Source organism: Burkholderia puraquae, from assembly GCF_002099195.1.
In the GTDB taxonomy this organism is placed as follows: Bacteria; Pseudomonadota; Gammaproteobacteria; order Burkholderiales; family Burkholderiaceae; genus Burkholderia; species Burkholderia puraquae.
Genome location: NZ_NBYX01000005.1, coordinates 171622 through 198050, shown reverse-complemented (window position 1 = coordinate 198050; position 26429 = coordinate 171622). Strand labels below are relative to the sequence as shown.

The window sequence follows — 26429 nt, the reverse complement described above, 5'->3', positions numbered from 1 at the left end:
TGCGCCGCGCGAACGCGGTCCGGTTTCGTCAAACGTCAATTCTGGGCAAAACCCGCTGCGGTTTCCATGTCCACCGCGACGATCCGCGACACGCCCTGCTCCTGCATCGTCACGCCGATCAGCTGCTGCGCCATTTCCATCGCGATCTTGTTGTGCGAGATGAACAGGAACTGCGTCTTGTCGGACATCGCGCGCACGAGATTCGCGAAACGCTCGGTGTTCGCGTCATCGAGCGGCGCGTCGACCTCGTCGAGCAGACAGAACGGCGCCGGGTTCAGCTGGAACATCGCGAACACCAGTGCGGTCGCGGTCAGCGCCTTCTCGCCGCCCGACAGCAGGTGAATCGTCGCGTTCTTCTTGCCGGGCGGCTGCGCCATCACCTGCACGCCGGCATCGAGGATTTCGTCGCCCGTCATGATCAGCTTCGCCTGGCCGCCGCCGAACAGGCGCGGAAACAGGTCGCTGAAGTGGCGGTTGACCTCGTCGAAGGTGCCCTGCAGCAGCGTGCGGGTTTCCTGGTCGATCTTGTGGATCGCGTCCTCGAGCGTCGTGATTGCGTCGATCAGGTCGGCCGACTGCGCGTCGAGGAACACCTTGCGCTCGCTCGCGGCCTTCAGCTCGTCGAGCGCGGCCATGTTCACCGGGCCGAGCGCGTTGATCGCGTTGTTCAGGCGCGTGACCTCGCCCTGCAGGTACGACGGTTTCAGGTCCGGCGTCAGCTTCTCGCGCAGCGCTTCCTCGTCGACCTCGGCCGTCGTCAATTGCTCGGCGAACTGCTCGACCGACAGGCGTGCCGCCTGCTCCTTCAACTGCAATTCGGTGATGCGGTCGCGCAGCGGCTGCAGCGAACGCTCGGCAACGAGCCGCTGCTCGTCCGACGCGCGCAGCTTCGCGGTCAGGTCGTCGAGTTCGATCCGCGCGGCCTGCAGCGCCTCTTCCTTCACTGCGCGAATCTCGAGCGCGTCCTGCAGGCCCGTGTGCGCGGTCTGCTCGTTGATCGTCTCGAGCTCGGCGCGTGCGTCTTCCAGCGACGCGGCGACGCGCTCGCTCTGTTCGTGCGCGACCTGGATGCTGCGCTTGAGCTCGTCGATCCGGGTCACCGCGTTGCGCGCGGCGAAGCGCGCGTCGTTCGCGCCGCGCTCCAGGTCGCGTGCTTCCTGACGTGCCTGCGTCAGCGACTCGTCGAGCGATTCGAATGCGAGCTGGTTGTCCTCGAAGCGCGCCTGCAGCTCCGCGAGTTCGCCGTCGAAACGTTCGAAATTCGCTTCCGACTCCGCGCGCATCGCACGCTGCTCTTCGATCTGCGCGCCGATTTCCTCGAGTTCCTCGCGGATCTGCGTGCTGCGCTGCGTGTAACGTTCGTGCGCCTGGGCAAGCTTCAGCACATCCATCTGCAGCGCGTGCACGCGCTGCGTCGCACGCTCGGCCTGTGCACGCACGTCGCCGAGCGCCTGCGTAGCCTGCGTGTGCGCGGCTTCCGCACGCACGGCGGCCGTCCGCGCCTCGTCGGCGAGCAGCGCCTGCGCACGCACCTGGCGCGTCAGGTTTTCGATTTCCTGCTGGCGGGCCAGCATCCCGGCCTGCTCCGAATCGGCTGCATAAAGCTGCACGCCGACACGCGTGACGATATGGCCGGCCTTCACGACGAACGCGCCGCCTGCCGGCAGTTGCATGCGCGTCGCAAGCGCCTGCGCGACGTCGTCGGCGACATACACGTTGCCGAGCCAGTCGTTCAGCACCGCGCGGATGCCCGCATCGTCGATGCGCACGAGCGACAGCACCGGACGCAGACCGGCCACGGCCGCGGGCGGTTCGCCGGCCGCGGGCGGTGCATAGAACGCGAGCTTCGCGGGCGGTGCGTCCGTGGCAAAAGCCTTGACCCAGTCGAGATTCGACACTTCGAGCGCGGCGAGGCGCTCACGCAGCACGGCTTCGAGCGCCGCTTCCCAGCCCGCCTCGACATGCAGCTTCTTCCACAGACGCGGCAGCGCACCGAGCTCGTGCTTGTCGAGCCACGGCTGCACCTTGCCTTCGGTCTGCACGTTTTCCTGCAGCTGCTTCAGCGCGGCGAGACGCGCCTCGAGCTGGTGGATCTGCGCGGCTTCGGCCTGCACGCGCTCCTGTGCGGCACGCCGTTCGCCATCGAGGCGCGGCACCGTTTCCTGCGCGTCGGCAAGGCGCGCCTGCGCTTCGGCAAGAATCTCTTCCTGCTCGGCCAGCTGCATGCGCAGCTCTTCGAGCTGTGCCTCGTCCGGCGCATCGAGCCCGCCCGCTTCGCCCTTCAGGCGCTCATGGCGCTGCTGAAGCTGCTGGAGCTGCTGGTCGGCGTTGCGCTGGTGCGCGGCTTCGAGCTTCAGCGACTGTTCGGTCTGCGCAATCCGCGCGCGCTCGTCGTTGAGCTGCGCCTGCGCATCGCGCCATTTCGCTTCGAGCGCCGGCAGCGCGTCGTGCTTCGCGGCTGCGTTGTCTTCGGCGAGCGCGGCCTTCTCGTCGGCCATCGCGCGCGCCTCTTCGGCGTCCTCGAGCTCGTCCTGCGCCTTCTCGGCCTGCGCACGCCATTGCTCGCGCTGGGCATTCAGCGCGGCGATCTGCGCCTGCACGCGATTGCGCGATTCGACGATGAACTTGATCTCGGCCTCGAGGCGGCTCACCTCGGCGTTCGCCTCGTAGAGCGAACCCTGCGCACCCTGCATCGCGTCGCTCGCCGAGTAATGCGTCACGCGCAGCGTCTCGAGCTGCGCCTCGACCTCGCGCAGCTTCGCCGTCTGCGCCTCGAGGTCGATCTGCGCCTGTTCGATCGCGCGCTGCTGCTTCTGCTGCTCGCCGGCGGCCTCGTTCTTGCGCAGCAGCCACAACAGGCGCTGCTTCTCCTCGCCGTCGGCGACGAGTTCCTTGTACTTGGTCGCGACAACGGCCTGCGCCTCGAGCTTCTCGAGGTTCGCACCGAGTTCGCGGACGATGTCCTCGACGCGCGTCAGGTTCTCGCGCGTGTCGTGCAGCCGGTTCTCGGTCTCGCGGCGGCGTTCCTTGTACTTCGACACGCCCGCGGCTTCCTCGAGGAACACGCGCAACTCTTCCGGCTTCGCCTCGATGATTCGCGCGATCATGCCCTGCCCGATGATCGCGTACGCACGCGGCCCGAGGCCGGTGCCGAGGAAGATGTCCTGGATGTCGCGGCGACGCGCCGGCAGGTTGTTGATGTAATAACTCGACGTGCCGTCGCGCGTGAGCACGCGCTTCACGGCGATCTCGCCGTACTGGCCCCACTGGCCGGCCGCGCGGCCGTCGGAGTTGTCGAAAATCAGTTCGACACTGGCCCGGCTGCCGGGCTTGCGGGCGGTCGAGCCGTTGAAGATCACGTCCTGCATCGACTCGCCGCGCAGCTCGGAAGCGCGCGACTCGCCGAGCACCCAGCGCACGGCGTCGATGATGTTGGACTTGCCGCACCCGTTCGGGCCCACCACGCCGACAAGCTGGCCCGGAACCTGGAAATGCGTGGGATCGACAAAGGATTTGAAGCCAGCGAGTTTGATCGAGCTCAGACGCACGGCGGTATCGGATGTGAAGAAGGTGTGAAACGGACGGAGCCGCACTGCGCGAGGCCGGACGGCCCATGTACGCGATGCGTCCCGGAATTCAAAAGCGGGGCCGCGCGCATACAGCGTTGGGCCCCGCAAACGGCTTCCATCATACCATCGCGCGTGCGCCGTCCCGACCGTCGCCGGGTTTGTCCGGTGCCGGCGCGGCACGATGGACCCGGCTCGACAGCAGCGTCGCCAGCACGATGCACGCGCCGCCCGCCCATTCGCGCGCGGTCGGCAGCTCGTTCGCGAACACCCACGCCGACAGCGCGGTGATCACGATCTCGAACAGCATGATGATCGACGCACGGTTCGCCGGCACGCGCGCCAGCCCGTACTGCACGAGCAGGTTGTTCGACGCCATCGTCACGCCGATCGCGACGATGATCAGCGCGGCCGTGCCGAGCTGGCCGCCCGCCGGCGCCGCCGGCAGCCCCTCGAACAGCGACGCGATCGCGCCGAACACGGCCGCGCCGCCGAACAGCGTCGCGGTGCGCATCTCCGCGCGCATCTCCGGCAGCTCGCGGCTCGCCTTGATCACGAGCACGTTGCTCATCGCGAAACTCAACCCGGCCGCGAGCCCCGCCCATTCGGCCGGGCTGGCCGGCAACGGCAGGCCGAGCTTCGGCGACCACAGCATCAGCATCGCGCCGCCGATCGACAGCGCCGCGAGCCCCGCGCCGGCCCAGGTCAGCCGCTCGCGCAACAGGAAGTGCGCGTAGATCGCCGTCCACGCGGGGGTCAGGTAGAACAGCAGCATCACGCGCAGCACCTCGCCGTGGATCGTGCCCCACACGAACCCGAGGTTCGTCACGCCGGCCGTCACCGCGATGCCGGGCAGCACCCAGTGCCAGCGCAGCGTCGCGATCGTGCGGTGCCGCGCGACGATCACGAACAGGAACGCGACGAGGCTCGTCAGCGCGCTCGCCAGCGTGCCCGTCACGCCGAGCGACGCAAGGATCCGCAGCGGATACCAGATCAGGCCCCATACCGACGCGCCGATCAGGATGGCCAGCGTCGGCAGGCTGCCGCGTACCGCGTTATTCATTTGGTTCAATACCCTTTATTCGGCCGGCCCGGCCGCCGTTCCGGCGGGCCGTGACCGCATTCCGCCACGCTATAATCGTCCGTTGCGACCCGCGCGCCATCGGCGCCCGTTCGCAGCCGCGCGGCGCGCCCGCCGCTTCTATTGCTCCAACCGGCCGCGATGGCCGCTTCGCCCGTGAACCCTCGACTCGACTCGCTCCAGCCCTATCCCTTCGAAAAGCTGCGCGCCCTGTTCAAGGACGTGACGCCCTCCAGCGCCCTCAAACCGATCAGCTTCGGCATCGGCGAGCCCAAACACGCGACCCCGGTGCTGATCCGCGACGCCGTGGTGGCCGCGCTCGACGGTCTCGCGTCGTACCCGGCCACCGCCGGCTCGGACGCGCTGCGCACGTCGATCGCGCACTGGCTCGAGCGCCGCTACGGGCTGCCGGCAATCGATCCGGCCACGCAGGTGCTGCCCGTATCGGGGTCGCGCGAGGCACTGTTCTCGCTTGCGCAGACCGTGATCGACGCACGCCCGTCCGAACCGGGCGAGAAGGCGATCGTACTCTGTCCGAATCCTTTCTATCAAATTTACGAAGGCGCGGCGCTGCTGGCCGGTGCCGAACCCTATTTCGCGAACAGCGACCCGGCCCGCAACTTCGCGTGCGACTACGCGTCCGTGCCCGACGCAGTCTGGGCGCGCACGCAACTGCTGTACGTCTGCTCGCCGGGCAACCCGACGGGCGCCGTGCTGACGCTCGACGACTGGCGCGAACTGTTCGCGCTGTCCGACCGCCACGGTTTCGTGATCGCGTCCGACGAGTGCTATTCGGAAATCTATTTCGACGAAGCCGCGCCGCCGCTCGGCGGCCTCGAGGCCGCGCACCGCCTCGGCCGCGGCTTCGAGCGCCTCGTGATGCTGTCGAGCCTGTCGAAGCGCTCGAACGTGCCGGGCATGCGCTCGGGCTTCGTCGCCGGCGACGCGGCGCTGCTGAAGAAATTCCTGTTGTACCGCACGTACCACGGCGCGGCGCTGTCGCCGGTCTGGCAGCACGCGAGCATCGCCGCGTGGAACGACGAGGCGCACGTGCGCGAGAACCGCGCGCTGTACCTGCAGAAGTTCAATACGGTCACGCCGATGCTCGCCGACGTGATCGACGTGAAACTGCCCGACGCGGCGTTCTACCTGTGGGCCAACGTGTCGCGCACCGGGCTGTCGGACACCGAGTTCGCCCGCCGCCTGTACGCCGACTATAATGTGACGGTTCTGCCCGGCTCGTACCTGGCGCGCGACGCGCATGGCACGAATCCGGGCCGCGATTTCATCCGGATCGCGCTCGTCGCGGGCACCCCCGAATGCGTCGAGGGCGCGCAACGCATCGTCGATTTCTGCCGGTCTCTCGCGCGGTAATCGTCCATCCGATCAATTCATCCATCTCCTGCGAAAACGAACATGTCGCAACAACTTCAGCAAATCATCGATACCGCCTGGGACAACCGCGCCGAGCTGTCGCCGAAGGCCGCACCGGCCGACGTCCGCGAAGCCGTCGCGCACGCGATCGAGCAGCTCGACAAAGGCGCGCTGCGCGTTGCCGAGAAGATCGACGGCAACTGGACCGTGCACCAGTGGCTGAAGAAGGCCGTGCTGCTGTCGTTCCGCCTGGAGGACAACGCGCCGATGCCCGCCGGCGGCTACTCGCAGTTCTACGACAAGGTGCCGTCGAAGTTCGCGAACTACACGGCTGAAGATTTCGCCGCGGGCGGCTTCCGCGTCGTCCCGCCGGCCATCGCGCGCCGTGGCTCGTTCATCGCGAAGAACGTCGTGCTGATGCCGTCGTACACCAACATCGGCGCGTACGTCGACGAAGGCACGATGGTCGACACGTGGGCGACGGTCGGTTCGTGCGCGCAGATCGGCAAGAACGTGCACCTGTCGGGCGGCGTCGGCATCGGCGGCGTGCTCGAGCCGCTGCAGGCGAACCCGGTCATCATCGAAGACAACTGCTTCATCGGCGCGCGCTCGGAAGTCGTCGAAGGCGTGATCGTCGAGGAAAACTCCGTGATCTCGATGGGCGTCTACCTCGGCCAGAGCACGAAGATCTACGACCGCGAGACGGGCGAAGTCAGCTACGGCCGCATCCCGGCCGGCTCGGTCGTCGTCGCCGGCAACCTGCCGTCGAAGGACGGCTCGCACAGCCTGTACTGCGCGGTGATCGTCAAGAAGGTCGATGCAAAGACCCGCGCGAAGGTCGGCCTGAACGAGCTGCTGCGAGGCGACTGATGGCAAAGCCGCACACCGTGGTCGTCTACGGCATTCCGAACTGCGACACCGTGAAGAAGGCCCGCGTGTGGCTCGACGATCACGGCGTCGAATTCGAGTTCCACGATTTCAAGAAGCTCGGCGTCAGCGTGCCGCTGCTTGAAGACTGGCTGAAGGACGTGTCGCTCGACGCGCTCGTGAACAAGCGCGGCACCACGTGGCGCGGCCTGGACGACGCAATGAAGGCGGCCGCCGAAACGAAGGCCGGCGCGGTCGCGCTGATGATCCACAAGCCGTCGGTCATCAAGCGCCCCGTGCTCGTGGTCAACGGCCGCGTGAAATCGCTCGGCTTCGTGGCCGATCAATACGCGGCGCTGTTTGCCGCATAGGGCCGCCCGCGCTGCGCCTGTCGGCGCAGCCCGACGTCTTGTCGCTGCCGGCCACCGCGCCGGCATTTTTTATCGAAAGTGGTCCGAACCATGTCCGCCACCCTAGCCCTTACCGAACAGCTGATCGCCCGTGCGTCCGTGACGCCCGACGACCAGCATTGCCAGCAGATCATGACCGAGCGCCTCGCCGCGCTCGGCTTCGAGTGCGAGACCATCGCGTCGCACGGCGTGACCAACCTGTGGGCCGTCAAGCGCGGCACCGACGGCCGCGACGGCAAGCTGCTCGCGTTCGCGGGCCACACCGATGTCGTGCCGACCGGCCCGCTCGAGCAGTGGAGCTCGCCGCCGTTCATCCCCGCCCATCGCGACGGCAAGCTGTACGGCCGCGGTGCGGCCGACATGAAGACGTCGCTCGCGGCGTTCGTCGTCGCGTCCGAGGAATTCGTCGCGGCCCATCCCGGCCACCGCGGCACGATCGCGTTCCTGATCACGAGCGACGAGGAAGGCCCCGCCACCGACGGCACCGTGAAGGTCGTCGAGCTGCTCGAAGCGCGCGGCGAACGCATGGACTACTGCATCGTCGGCGAGCCGACCTCGACCAACGAGCTCGGCGACGTCGTGAAGAACGGCCGCCGCGGCTCGATGTCGGGCGAACTGGTCGTCAAGGGCGTGCAGGGCCACATCGCGTATCCGCACCTCGCGAAGAACCCGATCCACCTGCTCGCGCCGGCGCTCGCCGAGCTTGCCGCCGAGCAGTGGGACGAAGGCAACGAATACTTCCCGCCGACCACCTGGCAGGTGTCGAACCTGCACGCCGGCACCGGCGCGACCAACGTGATTCCCGGCCACGCCGACCTGTTGTTCAACTTCCGCTTCTCGACCGCGAGCACGGTCGAGGGCCTGCAGGCGCGCGTGCACGCGATCCTCGACAAGCACGGCCTCGAATACACGCTGAAGTGGTCGGTAAGCGGCCTGCCGTTCCTCACGCCGCGCGGCGAGCTGTCGGGCGCGCTGGAAAACGCGATCCGTACCGAGACCGGCATCACGACCGAGCTGTCGACGACGGGCGGCACGTCGGACGGCCGTTTCATCGCACGCATCTGCCCACAGGTGATCGAATTCGGCCCGCCGAACGGCAGCATCCACAAGATCGACGAGCACATCGAGGTGCGCTTCGTCGACCCGCTGAAGAACGTGTACCGCCGCGTACTCGAACAACTGATCGCCTGATGGAGCCTCGCATGACGACACCTTTTGCCACTGTTCGCGACCTGCTGCGCTACGCGGTCACGCGCTTCTCGAAGGCGAAGCTCGCGTTCGGCCACGGCTCCGACAACGCGTACGACGAAGCGGCCTACCTCGTGCTGCGCACGCTCGACCTGCCGCTCGACACGCTCGAGCCGTTCCTCGACGCGCGCCTGCTGCCCGACGAGATCGCGGCTGTACTCGCGGTGATCGAGCGGCGCGCGACCGATCGCGTGCCGGCCGCGTACCTCACGCATGAAGCGTGGATGCACGGCCACCGCTTCTACGTCGACGAACGCGTGATCGTGCCGCGCTCGTTCATCGGCGAACTGCTCGACGACGGGCTGCAGCCGTATGTCGCCGATCCCGAGCAGGTCGGCGCGGTGCTCGAACTGTGCACGGGCTCGGGCTGCCTCGCGATCCTGGCGGCGAGCGCGTTCCCGAACGCCGAGATCGACGCGGTCGACCTGTCCGACAAGGCACTCGAAGTCGCCGAGATCAACGTGCGCGACTACGGCCTCGAAGACCGCGTCGCACTGCATCGCGGCGACCTCTACGCGCCGCTGCCCGCGTTCCGCACCGACCCGGGCTCACGCTATGACGTGATCCTGACGAACCCGCCGTACGTGAACGCATCGTCGATGGCTGCGCTGCCGCCCGAATACCGGCACGAGCCGGAGATGGCGCTCGCGGGTGGTGATGACGGGATGGACATCGTGCGACGCATCGTCGCCGAAGCCCATCGCTGGCTGCACGACGACGGCGTGCTCGTCGTCGAGATCGGCAACGAGCGCGAAAACGTCGAAGCCGCGTTCGGCGGCCTCGAACTCACGTGGCTGCCCACCAGCGCGGGCGACGACGCCGTGTTCCTGATCCAGGCGTCGGACCTGCCGCGCAAGGCCTGAGCCTTCCTGGCTCGCCCACCGTGCGGCGCACCGTTGCGCCGCACGGTTGGGTAAGATGCGCGTAGGCGGCCGCCCGGCCGCACGACCTCAGGAGTCCGTCACGCGCCCATGACCCTCGACTGGCTACATCTCGGCACCCTGATCCTGACCATCCACGTGCTCGGGATCGTCGCGGCGTGCCATGCGATCATGAACACGCGCACGTCGCAAGGCGCGATCGCGTGGGCCGTTTCGCTCGCGGCCATGCCTTACCTGACGCTCGTTCCGTACCTGTTCCTCGGCCGCAGCAAGTTCTCCGGCTACGTCGACGCCCGGCGCCACGAGCTGGAAATGTTGCGCATGCACACACCCCGCTCGCCCTGGCTCAGCACCGATGCGACCGACGGGCCGGCCGCCGACGCGATCGGCCAGGCTGCGGTGCTCGCCCTCACGCGGCTCGGCGGCATGCCGTTCCTCGGCGGCAACTCGGTGCGCACGCTCGTGAACGGCGACGCGACGTTCTCGGCAATCCTGGCGGCAATCGACACCGCGCGCAATTACGTGGTGGTGCAGTTCTTCATCGTGCGCGACGATGCGCTCGGCCGGATGCTGCGCGACTCGCTGCTCGCACGCGCGGCAGCCGGCGTGCGCTGCTGCCTGCTGTACGACAGCATCGGCAGCTTCGACCTGCCGCACGGCTACGTCGAGACATTGCGCCGGGGCGGCGTCGAGGTTCATCCGTTCGCGACCAACCGCAAGTTCGTCAACCGCTTCCAGCTCAACTTCCGCAACCACCGCAAGATCGTCGTCGTCGACGGCAATTGCGCGTTCGTCGGCGGCCACAACGTCGGCGTCGAGTATCTCGGCGCGAAGCCACGCCTGTCGCCGTGGCGCGACACGCACATCGAGATCCGCGGCCCGGTGGTCGCGAGCATCCAGTACGTGTTCGCCGAAGACTGGCACTGGGCGACGCAGAAGCTGCCGCCGCTCGCGCTGCCGCCGCCCGCGCAGCCCGGCGACAACATGCACTGCCTCGCGGTGCCGATGGGGCCGGCCGACAAGCAGGAGACGGGCTCGCTGTTCTTCGTCGAGGCAATCAATGCCGCGCGCGAGCGGGTCTGGATCACCACGCCGTACCTCGTCCCCGACGAAGCCGTGATCTCCGCACTGAAGCTCGCCGTGATGCGCGGTGTCGACGTGCGCATCCTGATCCCGAGCCGGCGCGATCACTACGTGGTATTCGAAGCATCGAAGCTGTACGCGCGCGACCTGGTGGACGCGGGCGTCAAGGTGTTCCGCTACCGGCCCGGCTTCCTGCACCAGAAGGTCGTGCTGATCGACCGCATCGCGGCGGCGATCGGCAGCGCGAATCTCGACAACCGCTCGTTCCGCCTCAATTTCGAGATCATGGTGCTGACCGTCGACCGCGCCTTCGCCGACGAGGTCGAGACGATGCTCGATGCCGACTTCACGCAGGCGTACGAGGTCGACGCGAACGAATACCGCCGGTCGCCCGCCTGGCGGCGCATCGCGATGCACGTCGCGCGGCTGTTCGCACCGATTCTGTAACGGCCGGGACGGTGGCGCCCGTGCGATCCGCACAGGCGCCGCGAACGCCGCCAGCGGCCGTCAGAGCAGCTTGTCGATATCCGCGGCGATTTCGTCCGGCTTGGTCGACGGTGCATAGCGCTTGACGATGCGCCCTTCGCGATCGATCAGGAATTTCGTGAAATTCCACTTGATCGCCTTGAGGCCGAGAATGCCGGGCGCTTCGTCGGTCAGGTAGCGGTACAGCGGATGCGCATGGTCGCCCTTCACGTCGATCTTCGCGAACATCGGGAACGTGACGCCGTAATTGCGCTCGCAGAACGCGCCGATCTGTGCGGCGTCGCCCGGCTCCTGCTTGCCGAACTGGTTGCACGGGAAGCCGAGCACATAGAAGCCGCGCGCCGCGTACTGGTCATACAGCTTCTGCAGGCCCGCGTACTGCGGCGTGAAGCCACACTCGCTCGCGGTGTTGACGATCAGCAGCACCTTGCCGCGATACGCGTCGAGCGAGGCCGGCGCGCCGGCAAGCGTCTCTGCGCTGAACGAATACAGGGTGGACATCGGGCACTCCTTTAACGAAACCGGATCGACGTGGAGTCTAGGCGAAATTGCCCCGTTGCGGCATCCGCCGAACGGTCAATGCCCGGCGCAAGCGGCGCGCAGTCTAGAATAGCGGTTTTGGCCAGTCATTTCCGCCGTGATCCGTTTCAATCAGTTCAGCCTTGCGCGCGGCACCAAGCCGCTGTTCGAGTCGACCTCCTTCGTGCTCAATCCCGGCGAGAAAGCCGGCCTGATCGGCGCGAACGGCGCCGGCAAGTCGACCCTGTTCTCGGTCCTGCGCGGCGAGCTGCACTCGGACGGCGGCGATTTCTCGATGCCGCCGTCGTGGCGGATCGCCCATGTGTCGCAGGAAACGCCCGCCGTCGACCGCTCGGCGCTCGACTACACGCTCGACGGCGACGCCGCGCTGCGCGAGATCGAGGCGCGCATCGCCGCCGCTTCCGCCGCGCATGACGGCGCCGCCGAAGCCGACGCGCACGCGGCGTTCGCCGACGCCGACGGCTACACCGCGCCCGCCCGTGCCGAGGCGCTGCTGCTCGGCCTCGGCTTCACGCTCGCGCAGACGCGCGAATCCGTTGCCAGCTTCTCCGGCGGCTGGCGCATGCGCCTGAATCTCGCGCAGGCGCTGATGTGCCGCTCCGACTTGCTGCTGCTCGACGAGCCGACGAACCACCTCGACCTCGACGCGATCGTCTGGCTCGAAGACTGGCTGCACCGCTACCCCGGCACGCTCGTCGTGATTTCGCACGACCGCGAATTCCTCGATTCGATCTGCAACGTCACGCTGCACCTGGAAAACCGCCAGGTGAAACGCTACGGCGGCAACTACTCGCAGTTCGAAGTGCTGCGCGCGCAGCAACTGGCGCTGCAGCAAAACGCCTACGAAAAGCAGCAGAAGACGATCGAGCACCTGCAGAGCTTCGTCGACCGCTTCAAGGCCAAGGCGACCAAGGCCAAGCAGGCGCAGAGCCGGATGAAGGCGCTCGAGAAGATGGAGCTGATCGCGCCCGCGCACATCGCGTCTCCGTTCACGTTCGAATTCCGCACGCCCGATGCCGCGCCGAACCCGATGATGGTGATGGAAGACGTCCGCTGCGGCTACCACGCCGACGGCGGAGCGGAAATCCCGATCGTCGAGCGCGTCGCGCTGTCGATCCAGAACGGCCAGCGCATCGGCCTGCTCGGCGCGAACGGCCAGGGCAAGTCGACGCTGATCAAGACGCTGGCCGGCACGCTCGCGCCGCTGTCGGGGCACGTCCGCGACGGCAAGGGGCTGACGATCGGCTATTTCGCGCAGCACCAGCTCGAAACGCTGCGCGAGGACGATTCGCCGCTCGCGCATCTGGCGCGGCTCGCGCCCGACACGCGCGAGCAGGAGCTGCGCGACTTCCTCGGCGGCTTCAACTTCTCGGGCGACATGGCGACCAGCCCGGTCGGGCCGTTCTCCGGCGGTGAAAAGGCACGCCTCGCGCTCGCGCTGATCATCTGGCAGAAGCCGAACCTGCTGCTACTCGACGAACCGACCAACCACCTCGACCTCGAAACACGCCACGCGCTGACGATGGCGCTCGCCCAGTTTGAAGGCACGCTGATCCTCGTCTCGCACGACCGCCACCTGCTGCGCGCGACGACCGACCAGTTCATGCTGGTCGCGAAGCACCGGCTGCAGCCGTTCGACGGCGACCTCGACGACTACCGCGACTGGCTGCTGCAGCACGCGGCCGAGCAGCGCGCGGCCGCGAAGGCCGACAGCGCGGCTTCGCCGGGCGCGGGTGCCGCGGCCAACCGCAAGGACCAGAAGCGTCAGGCCGCCGAGGAACGGCAGCGCCTGTCGGTGCTGAAGAAGCCGCTGCAGACGCGCATCACGAAGCTCGAAAGGGAAATGGAGACGCTGCACGCCGAGAAGGCGCGCCTCGATGCATTCGTCGCCGATCCGGCGAGCTACGAAGCCGAGCGCAAGACGGCGCTGACCGACGCGATCCGCAAGCTCGGGGACGTCAACACGCGTCTCGAAACGGTCGAGGCCGACTGGCTCGCCGCGCAGGAAGAACTCGAGCAGATCGGCTGACCGCAGCCGCAGCGCGGCCGGCCAAAACACCAATACGCCGGCACGGCGTGCCGGCAGCCTGAGCGCCGCGGTGCCTTGGCATCGCGGCACCTCGACCGATCATCCGGCCCTCCGCAGGCCCGGATACGACAAGGCCGGGCGCGCGGGCCCGGCCTGTTCATTCATTACCGTCGTCACTCGGTTCACCGGCTGCTCGCCGAGCCGCCGGCTCAGCGCCGCGGCAACGTGTCGCGCGGCATCTGCTCGTCGTCACCCATCAGGTACCGGCGCCCTTCGGTCGGCAGCCTGATCGCCGCGGCGACTTCCGCTTCCGTCACGTCCTCGGACACGACCTTGCGCGCGAGGCGCCCCTCTTCGTCGATCCATTCGACGATCCGGCATCCGCCGCCCCAGGGTTGGCGAATCGGCTCCGACACACGGCAGCCACGCAGGTTGTAAAGGCGTCCGCTCGGCGCTTCCCCATACGATTTCAACATAGGATCCCTTCGCATTGCGCGGTTCGACAATCCGGCAAAGGATAGGGAAAAGCAATGTCCGGCGGGTTACAGAACCCTACATATTCTTTACAACGAATTACGCGACAGATCGCCCACGGGCATAGCCCGTATGCCTGCCGAGCCGTTTACTCGAGATCGCGCACGCTGTCGATCGCCTGTTCGATCCGTTCGACGGCCATCACCTTCAGCCCTTCGATCGCCTGCTTCGGCGCATTCGCCTTCGGGATCAGCGCGATCGTGAAGCCGAGCTTCGCGGCTTCTCGCAGCCGCTCCTGCCCCCGCGGGGACGGCCGGATCTCGCCCGCCAGCCCGACTTCGCCGAACACGATCAGCCCCTTCGGCAGCGCCTTGTTGCGCATCGACGAATGGATCGCAAGCAACACCGCGAGGTCGGCGGCCGGCTCGGTGATCTTCACGCCACCGACCGCATTGAGGAATACGTCCTGGTCAAAGCATGCGATGCCGGCGTGCCGGTGCAGCACCGCGAGCAGCATCGCGAGCCGGTTCTGCTCGAGGCCGACCGCGAGCCGGCGCGGGTTCGGCACGTGCGCCGTATCGACGAGCGCCTGGATTTCGACGAGCAGCGGGCGCGTGCCTTCCTGCGTGACGAGCACGCACGAGCCCGGCACGACCTGCTCGTGCTGCGACAGGAACAGCGCGGACGGATTCGCGACGCCACGCAGCCCGCGCTCGGTCATCGCGAACACGCCGAGTTCGTTGACCGCACCGAAGCGGTTCTTGAATGCGCGCACGAGCCGGAACGACGAATGCGTGTCGCCTTCGAAGTACAGCACCGTGTCGACGATGTGCTCGAGCACGCGCGGGCCGGCCAGGTTGCCCTCCTTCGTCACGTGCCCGACCATGATGATCGCGGTGCCCGACTGCTTCGCGATGCGCGTGAGCTGCGCCGCGCACTCGCGCACCTGCGCGACGGAGCCCGGCGCCGACGTGAGCGCCTCCGAATAGACCGTCTGGATCGAGTCGATGACGGCCACGTCCGGCCGTTCCGCGTCGATCGCGGCCTGGATCTTTTCGAGCTGGATCTCGGCGAGCAGCTTCAGTTCGGCTGCCGGCGTGCCGCCATCGAGCAGCGCAAGCCGTTGCGCACGCAACGCGATCTGCGCGGCCGATTCCTCGCCGCTGATATAGAGCGCGCGCCGCTCGCTCGCGATGTCCGCGAGCGACTGCAGCAGCAGCGTCGACTTGCCGATGCCCGGGTCGCCGCCGATCAGCACGACGCCGCCGGCGACCAGCCCGCCGCCGAGCACGCGGTCGAATTCGCCGATGCCGGTCGAGAAGCGCGGCACGTCGGCCGCTTCGATGTCGACGAGACGCTGGACGGGCGCCCGCTTCGCGAGCGACTGGAAACGATGGGCCGACGGCGCCTCGGCAACCGATTCGACCAGCGTGTTCCAGGCCTGGCACGACGGGCATTGGCCCTGCCACTTCGGGGTCTGTCCGCCGCACTCGCTGCAGACGTATACGGTTTTCTGTTTGGCCACGCGCAATGCCCTTATTCCGCGCGCACAGGCACGCGGCCGGCAACCGCGCACATCAGCTCGTAACCGATCGTGCCGCAATGGCGGGCGACGTCGTCGATCGGCAGGGTGTTGCCCCACAGCTCGACGCGCGCGCCGACGCCGGCCTGCGGGCACGGGGTCAGGTCGACGGTGATCATGTCCATCGATACGCGGCCGACGATGCGTGTACGGATGCCGTCGACGATCACGGGCGTGCCTTCGGGCGCGACCCTCGGATAGCCGTCCGCGTAGCCGCACGCGACCACGCCGATCCGCATCGGCGCCTGCGCGGAGAACGTCGAGCCGTAGCCGATGGCCTGGCCCTTCCCGATCGTCTGAACCGCGATCAGCTCGGACGTGAGCGTCATCGCAGGCTTCAGCCCCGTGTCGGCGATGTCGGACGACAGCCCGGACGGCGACGCGCCGTACAGCACGATCCCCGGGCGCACCCAGTCGAAGTGGGTGTCCGGATGCCACAGCACGGCCGCCGAATTCGCAAGGCTGCGCGCGCCGGCAATATTTTCCGCGCCGCGCTCGAACGTCGCGAGCTGCTCGGCGACGCCGCGCTCGTTATCCGCATCCGAAAAATGGGTCATCAACGTGATCTGGCCGATGCCGGGGCACGCGCGGGCACGTTCCCATGCGGCGCGGTATTTTTCCGGCAGGTAACCGAGCCGGTTCATCCCGCTGTTCATCTTGAGCTGCACGTTGACGGGCTTCGACAGCCGCGCCGTTTCCAGCATCCGCATCTGCTCGTCGTTGTGGACGGTCGTCGTCAGGCTGTAGCGGTCGATCACGTCGATGTCGGTCGAGCGGAAGAACCCTTCGAGCAGCAGGATCGGACCGGCCCAGCCGAGCTCGCGCAGCTTGACGGCCTCGTCGAGGTCGAGCAGCCCGAAGCCGTCGGTGCCGCGCAGGCCGGGAAACGCACGCGCGAGACCGTGACCGTACGCGTTGGCCTTGACGACCGCCCAGACCTTGGACGGGCCGGCAAAGCGGCGGACGACGGAGAGATTGTTCGCGAGAGCGGCGGTATGGATGGTGGCGGAGATCGGGCGCGGCATGGGAAATTTACGTAAAGACGCTTGCGAATCATCAGCTTACCGCGCCTTTTGAGCACCGAAGCCGACAATTTGCGGAACGATCGGGGAATCTTGCTAGTCCGAATTGGCGTATTTTCATGTTATAAAGCCGTGCGCACAACCCATTTCGAACGGAATAAGCCGATCGCATACCAGGCGGCCTACGCGGCCCTGCCGCAGCGACGAAAGCATCGCATCAGATGAAAAAAGGTTTTTACACCATCATGGCCGCGCAGTTTTTCTCGTCGCTGGCCGACAATGCGCTCCTCATCGCCGCCATCGCCCTGCTGAAAGACCTTCACGCCCCCAACTGGATGACACCGCTGTTGAAGCTGTTCTTCGTGTTGTCCTATGTGGTGCTGGCGGCGTATGTCGGCGCCTTCGCGGATTCGCGGCCGAAGGGCCGCGTGATGTTCATCACCAACTCGATCAAGGTCGTCGGCTGCATGATCATGCTGTTCGGCGCCCACCCGCTGATCGCGTACGGGATCGTCGGCTTCGGCGCGGCGGCCTACTCGCCCGCGAAATACGGCATCCTCACCGAACTGCTGCCGGCCGACCGGCTGGTCGCCGCGAACGGCTGGATCGAAGGCACGACCGTCAGCTCGATCATCCTCGGCACCGTGCTCGGCGGTGCGCTGATCAGCCCGCATATCGCGTCGCACGTGATCGCGCATACGCCCGCCTGGATCGGCACCCCCGCCGAAGCGGCGATGGCGATCATCATGGCGATCTACGTGATCGCCGCGCTGTTCAACCTGCGCATTCCCGATACGGGCGCCCGCTACCCGAAGCAGGAACGCGGCCCGGTCAAGCTCCTCACGGATTTCGCCGACTGCTTCACGGTGCTTTGGCGCGACAAGCTCGGCCAGATCTCGCTGGCAGTCACGACGCTGTTCTGGGGCGCGGGCGCGACGCTGCAGTTCATCGTGCTGAAGTGGGCTGAAGTGTCGCTCGGCATGTCGCTGTCGGAAGGCGCGATCCTGCAGGCCGTGGTCGCGGTCGGCGTCGCAGCCGGCGCAATCGCCGCCGCCGCCCGGATCCCGTTGAAGAAATCGCTGACCGTACTGCCCGTCGGCATCATCATGGGCATCGCGGTAATGTTGATGGCGTTCTACACGCGCGACCTGTTCCCGTCGCACTGGGCCGTGCACTTCGGCCACCTGCGCATGCCCGTGTACCTGATCATCGCGTACATCTTCCTGATCTGCGTCGGCGCGCTGTCGGGCTACTTCGTCGTTCCGATGAACGCGCTGCTGCAGCATCGCGGCCACGTGCTGCTGTCGGCCGGCCACTCGATCGCGGTGCAGAACTTCAACGAGAACCTGTCGGTGCTCGTGATGCTGTGCCTGTATGCGGTGCTCGTGTGGCTCGACGTGCCGGTCGGCGTCGTGATCGTGCTGTTCGGCACGTTCGTCTGCCTGACGATGTGGCTCGTGATGCGCCGCCACCAGGCAAACCAGCGTCAGTTCGACTCGGTCGCGCTGATCGGCGAATCGCGGCACTGACGCTACACTTCCCGTTTCCGTCCGCCGGCGCCGGTCTTCGAACCGGCGCATTGCCCCGATGACGCACCCGATACCCAACATCCTGACGATCGCCGGCTCCGATTCGGGCGGCGGCGCAGGCATCCAGGCCGACCTGAAGACCTTTTCAGCGCTCGGCACGTATGGCGCGAGCGTGATCACTGCGCTGACCGCCCAGAACACGCGAGGCGTGACGGGCGTGCATGCACCGGATGCCGCGTTCGTGACTGCGCAACTCGACGCGGTGTTCGGCGATATCCGCATCGATGCGGTCAAGATCGGGATGCTCGCGAATGCGGCGATCGTGCAAGCGGTGGCCGACGCGCTGCGCCGTTACGCGCCGCGCTTCGTCGTGCTCGACACGGTGATGATCTCGAAAAGCTCGCACGCGCTGCTCGCGCCCGATGCCGTCGACGCGTTGCGCGATGCGCTGCTGCCGCTCGCGACGGTCGTGACGCCGAACCTGCCCGAAGCGGCCGCCCTGCTGAACGATGTGCCCGCAACGACCGAAGACGACATGGTCCGGCAAGGCCAGGCATTGCTGCAGACGGGCGCGCGCGCCGTGCTGATGAAAGGCGGCCACCTGCCCGACGCGTCCGCGAGCCCCGACTGGCTCGTCGAAGCGACGCGCACCGTGCGGCTCGACGGCGCACGCGTGCCGGTCAGCAACACGCACGGCACCGGCTGCACGCTGTCGTCGGCGATCGCCGCGCTGCTGCCGCAGCAACCTGACCTCGAAAGCGCGGTGCGGGAAGCCAAGACCTACCTGACCGGCGCAATCGCCGCGAGCGGCCACCTCGACGTCGGGCACGGCGTCGGCCCCGTCCATCACTTCCATCGCTGGTGGTAAGCGCCGGCTGACGCGGCGTCAGTGATCCTGCGCCGCGAACGCCTGTGCGCGTACCGGCCAGTCGTCCGGCACGACGAAGCCGCGCGCCCTTTCGCGCCACGTGCCGTCACTGCCCTTTTCATGAATGCCGATCAGCGCGGGGGCCTCGCGTGCCGTCAGCACGGACGGCAGCGCCAGAGCGGCCGCCAGCGGCTCGGGTTCGAATCCGGCATCGGCGGCAGCGCGTCGCGGCGCCAGCCACGCCAGCCTCGGCAATACGCTCCATGCGGTACCGGCACGCTGCGCGGCCGCCCACGCCGGCCACTGCGCGTGCGTCAGCCAGAAACCGCGCGGGTGATCCGGCGCGATTTCCGCGGACACCGGCGGCAACGGCGCACCATGCGGATAGAACAACCAGCCCTTGATGAACATCTGCGCGTCGGACGGCGCGCCATAGCCTAGCCGCGCAAACCCGTCGCGATCGCCGAGCCGCAGTTGATGCTCGAGCAACCGGCTGCGCTTGCGGTCGAACCGGTCGACGAGGTTGGGGCCGACGAAATCGGCAAGCGATGCACCGGCTTGCACCGGCGCGCACAGATAGCACTTCACCGCAAGTTCCCAGTGCAGGCGCCGCCCGTCCGGCGCGTCGACGAGAAAATCGACTTCGCCGAGCGTCTTGCCGTTGCTGCGCAGCGGCAGATTGGCCGCGACGAGGCGCAGCGACGGTCCGTGCATCAGGAAATACTCGAGCAGGCATTCGGCGTAGCGGCCGAGCCGGGTGGGCCGAAACCCGTCGAGCGCGCGACGCAGCGGCTCGGGCTGCGCATCGAGCGCGGCGAGCCATGCTTCGACGGCCGACTGTCCGGTCGCATCCGGCCATGGGCGCGCAAGCGGCGCGTCCGGTACCGCGGTGAGCAGGCTCGGGCTGGCCAGCAGCCAGCCCAGATCCCGAACCGCGACGTCGTGCAGCGTATCGACGAAGGCGAACGCCGCGCCGGTCGTCATTGTCCGGCCGGCCCGTTCGCGCCGGCGCCCTCGGCGCGCCGGAACGTGTCGCGCGCGAGGCACAGGTCGGCCCACGCCTTCGACTTGTCCTGCAGGCTGCGCAACAGATACGCCGGGTGGTAGGTCACGATCACCGGCACGCCTTCGTACGCATGCACGCGGCCGCGCAGCGACGCAATGCTCGCGTCCGTCTTCAGCAGGGTCTGCGCCGCGAAGCGGCCGAGCGCGACGATCAGCTTCGGCTTCACGAGCGCGACCTGACGCTGCAGATAAGGCTCGCAGTTCGCGACCTCGTCCGGCTCCGGGTTGCGGTTGCCGGGCGGCCGGCACTTGATCACGTTCGCGATGTAGACGTTGTCACCGCGCTTGAGCGACAGCGACTGCAGCATGTTGTCGAGCAGCTTGCCGGCCTGGCCGACGAACGGCTCGCCCTGCTTGTCCTCGTTCTCGCCCGGTGCTTCGCCGATCAGCATCCAGTCCGCTTCGCGGTCGCCGACGCCGAACACGGTGTTGGTCCGCTTCTCGCACAGACGGCAAAGCGTACAGTCCGACACGCGCGCAGCCAGCGCGTCCCAGTCGAGCGCGGCAACCGGCGTACCGGCGGGACGCGATTCGGCCGCCGGCACGGGGGCGCCCGGCGGCGCCGCATCGAACCACGCGAAATCGTCGGCGCCGGCAGGCGGCGTGTCGTCCATCGGCGGCATCGTGCCCGTCGACGCGACCGGTGTGACCGATGCAGGCGCGCGATCGCCGTCGTCGACGCGGCGTGCCGGGGCGACACGCTCGCGAGCCGGCGAAGCTTCGATGCTCCGCGCCACTGCCGTCGGCGCCTCGCCTTGCACCGGCGTACGCACGGTGTGCGCAGGCCGCTCGGTCGTGACCGCAGGTGCGTCGTCCGCCGCACCGGTTTGCGCCGCGGCGGGCGCTTCGGCCGCCGCGCCCTCGTCCGCACCTTCATCCGCGCGCTGCCCGCGCCGCACCCAGATCTGCGCGAGGCCCATTTCCTCAAGCGCCGCTTCAGCCCATGCCATGCGCGTCCCCTTCGTCCTTGTTCAGCGTCAGACGCATCACGATCGCGTCCTCCCGGCTGCGATGCTTCGCCGGGTAATAATTCTTGCGCCGGCCGATCGTCACGAAGCCGAAACGCTCATACAGATGGATCGCGCGCGGATTGGACGGCCGCACCTCGAGCAGCACGCCGTCGAGCCGTTCCGCGCGCGAAATGCGCACGGCCTCGCGCAGCAGTGCGAGGCCCGCACCCGCGCACTGCGCGGCCGGTGCGACGCACAGGTTCAACAGGTGCATCTCGTCGACCACGGGCATCAGCACGCAATAGCCGATCAGCGAACCCGTCACGTGCCGCAGGCACACGCCCAGATAGCCGTTGCGCAACGAATCCTCGAAGTTGCCGCGGCTCCACGGGAATTCGTACGCGACGTGCTCGATCGCGACCACCTCGTCGAGATCGGCATCCGTCATCGGCGCCAGATAGCGGTCGCTCAGCAGTACACCCGTCATCCCTTCGCTCCGCCCGTTTGCGCGGCCCGTGCCGCGACCCGCTCGGCGGTCGTCTGCGCAACCTTGTCGCGCACGTACTCCGGCGCGGCCTGATCGGCCGGCACCACACGGCCGGCGCGGAACGCGCGCAGTGCGGCATGGGCGACCGCCAGCGCGTGCGGCATCGCGTCACCATCAATCACGGCCGCGTGCGCCGCGGCCGGCAACTGCGCGCCGAACGCGGCAGCCGCATTGCCCGCGAGCGTGAACGGCGCATCGGGCACGCCGATCGCACCCGGTGTATCGAGCGAAGCCGCATGCAGCGTGCGCCAGTCGCCGGCGCTGTCGTCCCATGCGAAGTCCGCCCAGTACGCTTCATCCATCCGCGCATCCAGCGCGGCAAGCACGCGGGTCGTGCCGGGCGCACGCAGCCGCGCGTGCTCGGCGCACGCGAGCAGCGTGCCGATCGGCACGACCGGCAGCCCGCGTCCGAACGCGAGCCCCTGGGTAATGCCCGTCGCGGTGCGCAGGCCCGTGAACGAGCCGGGGCCCGCGCCGAACGCGATCGCGTCGCAATCGGCAAGCGTCAGCCCCGATTCGGCGAAAAGCTCCTGGATGGCCGGCAGCACGCGCGTGCTCGACACGGCGCCCGTCAGCTCGTGGCGGACCCAGGTTTGCGGGGTGGAAACGGCGTCATCGGCGTGGGCCGAGCGCAGCAGCGCGACCGAGCAGTATTCGGTCGACGTATCGATGGCGAGGAGCACTGTTTGCGTCATGGGCGACATTGTAATGCGGCGCCCCGCTCCCACGGGCGATCGGGCCCGATCCGTGCGCACGCGCAGGCCGAGTGGCGGTTTGGAAGGATCGCTCGACCCCGCGCGGCGGTCCGCTTGTTAAGATCGCCCGACCTGAAACCCTTACGGAGACACCCGATGAGCGAGCTCACCGCCCAATTCGACCAGGCCCAGATCGACGTCAAGCAACTGACGGAACGGCCGGGCAACCTGACCCTGCTGCGCCTGTACGCGCTCTTCAAGCAGGCAACCGACGGCGACGCCCATGGCGACAAGCCGGGCTTCACCGACATCGTCGGCAAATACAAGTACGACGCGTGGGATGCGCTGAAGGGTACGTCGCAGGATGCGGCGAAGCAGCAGTACATCGAACTCGTCGAATCGCTGAAAAACGGCACGGCCTCCTGACCGGATCGCCCGCCTCCGCAATAGGCAATCAAATCAGTGGCGCAGCGCAGCAAATCTCTTTATAATGCTGGCTGCGTCACCTCCCGCGCTCGGCTCGCAAGCCGTTCCGGCCAGACGCCTCGTAGCGTTAAGCTCCAATCCGGTTTAGAACCTGTCCCCTCCTGCTTCGACCTTCGCGGTCGTCACTTATCAGGCTGGCGGCCCCGCTCCTGAAGCGCGCCGCACCCAAAACAGCTTCTAATGCCTCATCCGCCGAAGGTTCGGCGGATTGCACCCCCGTTTCCTGATTTGCTCGCTGAATCCGACGACTTGGGTATGCGCGATTGGCGCCGACGTTTCACCCACTGTGTTTCAAGGATTGTTATGACTTCGAGCATCAACTCCAGCCCGCTCAACGCGATCGCCGACCAGGCGCTCGGTCTCGACGACGCCGCCGCACCGGCCGCGGTCGAACCGGCGTCGGACGAGCCGAGCTTCGCGTCGCTCGGGTTGTCGCCGGAGATCGTCTCCGCGCTGCAGGCCGCCGGCTACGTGAAGCCGACGCCGGTCCAGCAGCGCGCGATTCCGGCCGGCATCGCCGGCCGCGACCTGCTGGTGTCGAGCCCGACCGGTTCGGGCAAGACCGCCGCATTCATGCTGCCCGCGATCGAACGTTTCGCGCAGCTCCAGAAGACGCTGGCGCAGCAACCGCGCGCGCCGCGTGAACCGAACCAGGGCGACCGCCGTGCGCGCCGCCCGCAACCCGTCGCGCGCCCGGGCCTGCTCGTGCTGACGCCGACCCGTGAACTCGCGATGCAGGTCACCACGGCCGCATCGACGTACGGCAAGCACCTGAAGCGCCTGCGCACGGTCAGCATCCTCGGCGGCGTCGCCTACGGCCAGCAGTTGATGCTGCTCGCGAAGAACCCGGAAATCCTGGTCGCCACGCCGGGCCGTCTGCTCGACCACCTCGAGCGCGGCCGCATCGACCTGTCCGAACTGAAGATGCTCGTGCTCGACGAAGCCGACCGCATGCTCGACATGGGCTTCATCGACGACATCGAAACGATCGTCGCCGCAACGCCCGAGTCGCGCCAGACGATGCTGTTCTCGGCCACGCTCGACGGCAAGATCGGTTCGCTGACGGGCCGCCTGCTGAAGGATCCGGAACGCATCGAAATCCAGCAGCGCCTCGAATCGCGTACGAACATCGCGCAGACCGTGCACTACGTCGACGACCGCGATCACAAGGATCGCCTGCTCGATCACCTGCTGCGCGACGACGCACTCGACCAGGCGATCATCTTCACCGCAACCAAGATCGACGCCGACCAGCTGGCCGGCCGCCTCGCCGACGCAGGTTTCGAATCGGCCGCACTGCACGGCGACCTGCCGCAGGGCGCGCGTAACCGCACGATCCGTGCGCTGCGCGAGCGCCGCGTGCGCGTGCTGGTGGCAACCGACGTCGCGGCACGCGGCATCGACATCCCGGGCATCACGCACGTGTTCAACTACGACCTGCCGAAGTTCGCGGAAGACTACGTGCACCGGATCGGCCGTACGGGCCGTGCAGGCCGTTCGGGTACCGCGGTGAGCCTCGTGCACCACGCCGAACAGGGCGCGCTCAAGCGCATCGAGCGCTTCGTGCGCTCGCCGCTGCCGGTCAACGTGGTCGAAGGTTTCGAGCCGCGCAAGGCACCCCCGCGTAATGGCGGCAATGGCGGCCGCGGCCGTCCGGGTGGCGGTACCGGCGGTCGACGTTTCGGCGGCAAGCCGGGTGGCGGCCATGGCGGCAACGGCCGCAGCTACGGCGGCGGCAATGGCGGCGGCTGGAGCGGCAAGCCGGGCGGCAGCCGTGACGGCGGCCCGCGTCGCGACGGCCAGCGCAGCAGCGGCCCGCGCCGCGGCAATTCCGCATCGTAAGCACGCACGGGCGGCCATCGGCCGCCCCACGGATGGCAGCCCCGCGGATAGCCGCCCTGCCCATCCAGCCAACCGGCGCATCTGCGCCGGTTTTTTTTCGCCCTGCCCCACATTTCACGATGCGGAAAATTTTTTTGTGTCGTAAAAAATCATGCTGCGTGGCACAACCCGGGCGATTGCGGGATGGGAAAGAGCATTTCTTATCCCGAAATCATAATTCCAAGGTGTTGATTTAAAACAACTAAAAATTTACCCGCATCCTGGGAAAGCCCCCTGTCTCGCTCCGGTCGATTTGCCTAGACTCTTATACAAGACCTCACGAACCGGAAACACACCGCCCCCGGCTTCGAGAACAGCCTCACACCGTCAGATTCATCCATCAGGCATCGCACCGCATCAAGGAGCTCATCATGTCGCGTCAGCAACAGGCACAGGAACTGCAAAAGCAATGGGAAACCGATCCGCGCTGGTCGGGCATCAAGCGCAGCTACTCGGCTGAGGACGTGGTCCGCCTGCGTGGTTCGATCCCGATCGAGCACACGCTGGCCAAGCGCGGCGCGGAAAAGCTGTGGAGCCTCATCAACAACGAGCCGTTCGTCAACGCCCTCGGCGCACTAACCGGCAACCAGGCGATGCAGCAGGTGAAGGCCGGCCTGAAGGCCATCTACCTGTCCGGCTGGCAAGTGGCCGGCGACGCGAACGTCGCGGGCGAAATGTACCCGGACCAGTCGCTGTACCCGGCAAACTCGGTGCCGCTCGTCGTGAAGCGCATCAACAACACGCTGACGCGCGCCGACCAGATCCAGTGGTCGGAAGGCAAGAACCCGGGCGACGAAGGCTATGTCGACTTCTTTGCACCGATCGTCGCTGACGCGGAAGCCGGTTTCGGCGGCGTGCTGAACGCGTTCGAACTGATGAAGGCGATGATCGAAGCCGGCGCGTCGGGCGTCCACTTCGAGGATCAGCTCGCGTCGGTGAAGAAGTGCGGCCACATGGGCGGCAAGGTGCTCGTGCCGACGCGTGAAGCCGTCGCGAAGCTGTCGGCTGCGCGTCTCGCGGCCGACGTGATGGGTACGCCGACCGTGCTGGTCGCCCGCACCGACGCGGAAGCGGCCGATCTGATCACGTCCGACGTGGACGACAACGACAAGCCGTTCCTGACGGGCGAGCGCACGGTGGAAGGCTTCTTCCGCACGAAACCGGGCATCGAGCAGGCGATTTCGCGCGGTCTCGCCTACGCGCCGTACGCCGACCTGGTCTGGTGCGAAACGGGCAAGCCGGATCTCGAGTACGCGAAGAAGTTCGCGGAAGCGATCCACAAGCAGTTCCCGGGCAAGATGCTGTCGTACAACTGCTCGCCGTCGTTCAACTGGAAGAAGAACCTCGACGACGCAACGATCGCGAAGTTCCAGAAGGAACTCGGCGCGATGGGCTACAAGTTCCAGTTCATCACGCTGGCCGGCTTCCATGCGTTGAACTACTCGATGTTCAACCTCGCGCACGGCTATGCCCGCACGCAGATGAGCGCGTTCGTCGAACTGCAGCAGGCCGAGTTCGCGGCAGCGGACAAGGGCTTCACGGCCGTCAAGCACCAGCGCGAAGTCGGCACCGGCTACTTCGACGCGGTGACGCAGACGGTCGAGCGCGAAGCGTCGACGACCGCGCTGCACGGCTCGACCGAAGACGAGCAGTTCTTCGACGGCAAGAAGGTCGCGTAACACGCACCGCGCGTCATGCCGATGCCCGCCCCGTCTCGCGACGACGCGGCATCGGCCGCCGAATAAAAATCAGGGAGGAGACGGCC

Annotated in this window: 22 protein-coding genes; 12 read left to right on the top strand and 10 right to left on the bottom strand. The window is 67.4% G+C overall.

The genetic code is table 11. From position 1 onward, the window contains the following. Window positions 1–35 precede the first annotated feature (35 nt). Together smc and B7G54_RS12320 are read right to left on the bottom strand one after the other, a co-directional pair. Window positions 36–3548 (bottom strand): chromosome segregation protein SMC, encoded by a 3513-nt coding sequence (gene smc, locus B7G54_RS12325; protein ID WP_085039545.1) that lies wholly within the window; start codon window positions 3546–3548, stop codon window positions 36–38. A gap of 139 nt (window positions 3549–3687) precedes the next feature. Continuing rightward, the gene (locus B7G54_RS12320) at window positions 3688–4629 is read right to left on the bottom strand and encodes a DMT family transporter (RefSeq protein WP_085039349.1); all 942 of its coding nucleotides are present in this window, start codon (window positions 4627–4629) and stop codon (window positions 3688–3690) included. A 159-nt stretch (window positions 4630–4788) separates the two neighbouring features. Between B7G54_RS12320 and dapC the strand changes: the two genes are divergently transcribed. The 6 genes from dapC to cls all read left to right on the top strand — a co-directional run bounded on the left by dapC (window position 4789) and on the right by cls (window position 10957). Next, complete coding sequence (gene dapC / locus B7G54_RS12315; RefSeq protein ID WP_085039348.1) at window positions 4789–6021, top strand: succinyldiaminopimelate transaminase; 1233 nt, start codon at window positions 4789–4791, stop codon at window positions 6019–6021. A gap of 42 nt (window positions 6022–6063) precedes the next feature. Further along, window positions 6064–6891: a 2,3,4,5-tetrahydropyridine-2,6-dicarboxylate N-succinyltransferase gene (gene dapD / locus B7G54_RS12310; RefSeq protein WP_014896723.1), complete on the top strand. Its 828-nt coding sequence runs from the start codon at window positions 6064–6066 to the stop codon at window positions 6889–6891. Then, complete coding sequence (locus tag B7G54_RS12305; RefSeq protein ID WP_085039347.1) at window positions 6891–7259, top strand: ArsC family reductase; 369 nt, start codon at window positions 6891–6893, stop codon at window positions 7257–7259. The genes dapD and B7G54_RS12305 overlap by 1 nt, the downstream gene beginning before the upstream one ends. 90 nt (window positions 7260–7349) lie before the next feature. Further along, the gene (gene dapE, locus B7G54_RS12300) at window positions 7350–8489 is read left to right on the top strand and encodes a succinyl-diaminopimelate desuccinylase (RefSeq protein WP_085039346.1); all 1140 of its coding nucleotides are present in this window, start codon (window positions 7350–7352) and stop codon (window positions 8487–8489) included. Between the two features lie 11 nt (window positions 8490–8500). Then, on the top strand, window positions 8501–9409 hold the full coding sequence (gene prmB, locus B7G54_RS12295) for a 50S ribosomal protein L3 N(5)-glutamine methyltransferase (protein WP_085039345.1): 909 nt from the start codon (window positions 8501–8503) through the stop codon (window positions 9407–9409). A gap of 108 nt (window positions 9410–9517) precedes the next feature. Further along, a complete protein-coding gene (gene cls, locus B7G54_RS12290) occupies window positions 9518–10957 on the top strand; it encodes a cardiolipin synthase (RefSeq protein WP_085039344.1) in 1440 nt (479 codons plus the stop codon). A gap of 60 nt (window positions 10958–11017) precedes the next feature. Here the strand turns inward: cls and B7G54_RS12285 are convergent, their stop codons facing one another. Beyond that, entirely contained in the window at window positions 11018–11497 is a 480-nt protein-coding gene (locus B7G54_RS12285; protein WP_027787077.1) for a glutathione peroxidase, read from the bottom strand. Between the two features lie 136 nt (window positions 11498–11633). Here B7G54_RS12285 and B7G54_RS12280 point away from each other — a divergent pair, with 136 nt between their 5' ends. After that, complete coding sequence (locus tag B7G54_RS12280; RefSeq protein WP_085039343.1) at window positions 11634–13565, top strand: ATP-binding cassette domain-containing protein; 1932 nt, start codon at window positions 11634–11636, stop codon at window positions 13563–13565. 209 nt (window positions 13566–13774) lie between these two features. Here the strand turns inward: B7G54_RS12280 and B7G54_RS12275 are convergent, their stop codons facing one another. From B7G54_RS12275 to alr, 3 genes are all read right to left on the bottom strand, one after another. Continuing rightward, entirely contained in the window at window positions 13775–14041 is a 267-nt protein-coding gene (locus B7G54_RS12275; RefSeq protein WP_085039342.1) for a DUF2866 domain-containing protein, read from the bottom strand. A 146-nt stretch (window positions 14042–14187) separates the two neighbouring features. Further along, entirely contained in the window at window positions 14188–15564 is a 1377-nt protein-coding gene (gene radA / locus B7G54_RS12270; protein ID WP_085039341.1) for a DNA repair protein RadA, read from the bottom strand. Window positions 15565–15575: 11 nt separating this feature from the next. Further along, window positions 15576–16646, bottom strand: a complete 1071-nt coding sequence (gene alr, locus B7G54_RS12265; protein WP_085039340.1) for an alanine racemase — start codon at window positions 16644–16646, stop codon at window positions 15576–15578. Window positions 16647–16864: 218 nt separating this feature from the next. On the opposite strand from alr, the gene lplT reads away from it, so the two are divergent. Both lplT and thiD read left to right on the top strand, forming a co-directional pair. Then, on the top strand, window positions 16865–18172 hold the full coding sequence (gene lplT / locus B7G54_RS12260; protein WP_085039339.1) for a lysophospholipid transporter LplT: 1308 nt from the start codon (window positions 16865–16867) through the stop codon (window positions 18170–18172). 58 nt (window positions 18173–18230) lie between these two features. Beyond that, window positions 18231–19040, top strand: coding sequence for a bifunctional hydroxymethylpyrimidine kinase/phosphomethylpyrimidine kinase (thiD, locus tag B7G54_RS12255; protein ID WP_085039338.1), 810 nt, complete (start codon window positions 18231–18233; stop codon window positions 19038–19040). An 18-nt stretch (window positions 19041–19058) separates the two neighbouring features. Here the strand turns inward: thiD and B7G54_RS12250 are convergent, their stop codons facing one another. The 4 genes from B7G54_RS12250 to tsaB are packed head-to-tail and all read right to left on the bottom strand — an operon-like array spanning window position 19059 to window position 22306. Beyond that, window positions 19059–20024 (bottom strand): DUF1853 family protein, encoded by a 966-nt coding sequence (locus B7G54_RS12250; RefSeq protein ID WP_085039337.1) that lies wholly within the window; start codon window positions 20022–20024, stop codon window positions 19059–19061. After that, a complete protein-coding gene (locus B7G54_RS12245) occupies window positions 20021–21055 on the bottom strand; it encodes a uracil-DNA glycosylase (RefSeq protein WP_085039336.1) in 1035 nt (344 codons plus the stop codon). Before B7G54_RS12245 ends, B7G54_RS12250 begins: the two co-directional genes overlap by 4 nt. Further along, on the bottom strand, window positions 21042–21542 hold the full coding sequence (gene rimI / locus B7G54_RS12240) for a ribosomal protein S18-alanine N-acetyltransferase (RefSeq protein WP_085039335.1): 501 nt from the start codon (window positions 21540–21542) through the stop codon (window positions 21042–21044). The genes B7G54_RS12245 and rimI overlap by 14 nt, the downstream gene beginning before the upstream one ends. Next, complete coding sequence (gene tsaB / locus B7G54_RS12235; RefSeq protein ID WP_085039334.1) at window positions 21539–22306, bottom strand: tRNA (adenosine(37)-N6)-threonylcarbamoyltransferase complex dimerization subunit type 1 TsaB; 768 nt, start codon at window positions 22304–22306, stop codon at window positions 21539–21541. Before tsaB ends, rimI begins: the two co-directional genes overlap by 4 nt. A 147-nt stretch (window positions 22307–22453) precedes the next feature. Between tsaB and B7G54_RS12230 the strand changes: the two genes are divergently transcribed. The 3 genes from B7G54_RS12230 to aceA all read left to right on the top strand — a co-directional run bounded on the left by B7G54_RS12230 (window position 22454) and on the right by aceA (window position 26343). Beyond that, window positions 22454–22723, top strand: a complete 270-nt coding sequence (locus B7G54_RS12230; protein WP_011352486.1) for an acyl-CoA-binding protein — start codon at window positions 22454–22456, stop codon at window positions 22721–22723. 363 nt (window positions 22724–23086) lie between these two features. Further along, window positions 23087–24625 carry a DEAD/DEAH box helicase gene (locus B7G54_RS12225; protein ID WP_085039333.1) on the top strand — a complete coding sequence of 513 codons (1539 nt, stop codon included), beginning with the start codon at window positions 23087–23089 and terminating at the stop codon, window positions 24623–24625. 410 nt (window positions 24626–25035) lie between these two features. Further along, window positions 25036–26343 (top strand): isocitrate lyase, encoded by a 1308-nt coding sequence (gene aceA / locus B7G54_RS12220; RefSeq protein WP_085039332.1) that lies wholly within the window; start codon window positions 25036–25038, stop codon window positions 26341–26343. Window positions 26344–26429 lie beyond the last annotated feature (86 nt).

Bases quoted from the DNA above. Each gene is read 5' to 3' on its own strand.
- B7G54_RS12320 (WP_085039349.1), bottom strand. From the start codon at position 4,629: ATGAATAACGCGGTACGCGGCAGCCTGCCGACGCTGGCCATCCTGATC.
- dapC (WP_085039348.1), top strand. From the start codon at position 4,789: ATGGCCGCTTCGCCCGTGAACCCTCGACTCGACTCGCTCCAGCCCTAT.
- dapD (WP_014896723.1), top strand. From the start codon at position 6,064: ATGTCGCAACAACTTCAGCAAATCATCGATACCGCCTGGGACAACCGC.
- B7G54_RS12305 (WP_085039347.1), top strand. From the start codon at position 6,891: ATGGCAAAGCCGCACACCGTGGTCGTCTACGGCATTCCGAACTGCGAC.
- dapE (WP_085039346.1), top strand. From the start codon at position 7,350: ATGTCCGCCACCCTAGCCCTTACCGAACAGCTGATCGCCCGTGCGTCC.
- prmB (WP_085039345.1), top strand. From the start codon at position 8,501: ATGACGACACCTTTTGCCACTGTTCGCGACCTGCTGCGCTACGCGGTC.
- cls (WP_085039344.1), top strand. From the start codon at position 9,518: ATGACCCTCGACTGGCTACATCTCGGCACCCTGATCCTGACCATCCAC.
- B7G54_RS12285 (WP_027787077.1), bottom strand. From the start codon at position 11,497: ATGTCCACCCTGTATTCGTTCAGCGCAGAGACGCTTGCCGGCGCGCCG.
- B7G54_RS12275 (WP_085039342.1), bottom strand. From the start codon at position 14,041: ATGTTGAAATCGTATGGGGAAGCGCCGAGCGGACGCCTTTACAACCTG.
- alr (WP_085039340.1), bottom strand. From the start codon at position 16,646: ATGCCGCGCCCGATCTCCGCCACCATCCATACCGCCGCTCTCGCGAAC.
- lplT (WP_085039339.1), top strand. From the start codon at position 16,865: ATGAAAAAAGGTTTTTACACCATCATGGCCGCGCAGTTTTTCTCGTCG.
- thiD (WP_085039338.1), top strand. From the start codon at position 18,231: ATGACGCACCCGATACCCAACATCCTGACGATCGCCGGCTCCGATTCG.
- B7G54_RS12250 (WP_085039337.1), bottom strand. From the start codon at position 20,024: ATGACGACCGGCGCGGCGTTCGCCTTCGTCGATACGCTGCACGACGTC.
- B7G54_RS12245 (WP_085039336.1), bottom strand. From the start codon at position 21,055: ATGGCATGGGCTGAAGCGGCGCTTGAGGAAATGGGCCTCGCGCAGATC.
- rimI (WP_085039335.1), bottom strand. From the start codon at position 21,542: ATGACGGGTGTACTGCTGAGCGACCGCTATCTGGCGCCGATGACGGAT.
- tsaB (WP_085039334.1), bottom strand. From the start codon at position 22,306: ATGTCGCCCATGACGCAAACAGTGCTCCTCGCCATCGATACGTCGACC.
- B7G54_RS12230 (WP_011352486.1), top strand. From the start codon at position 22,454: ATGAGCGAGCTCACCGCCCAATTCGACCAGGCCCAGATCGACGTCAAG.
- B7G54_RS12225 (WP_085039333.1), top strand. From the start codon at position 23,087: ATGACTTCGAGCATCAACTCCAGCCCGCTCAACGCGATCGCCGACCAG.
- aceA (WP_085039332.1), top strand. From the start codon at position 25,036: ATGTCGCGTCAGCAACAGGCACAGGAACTGCAAAAGCAATGGGAAACC.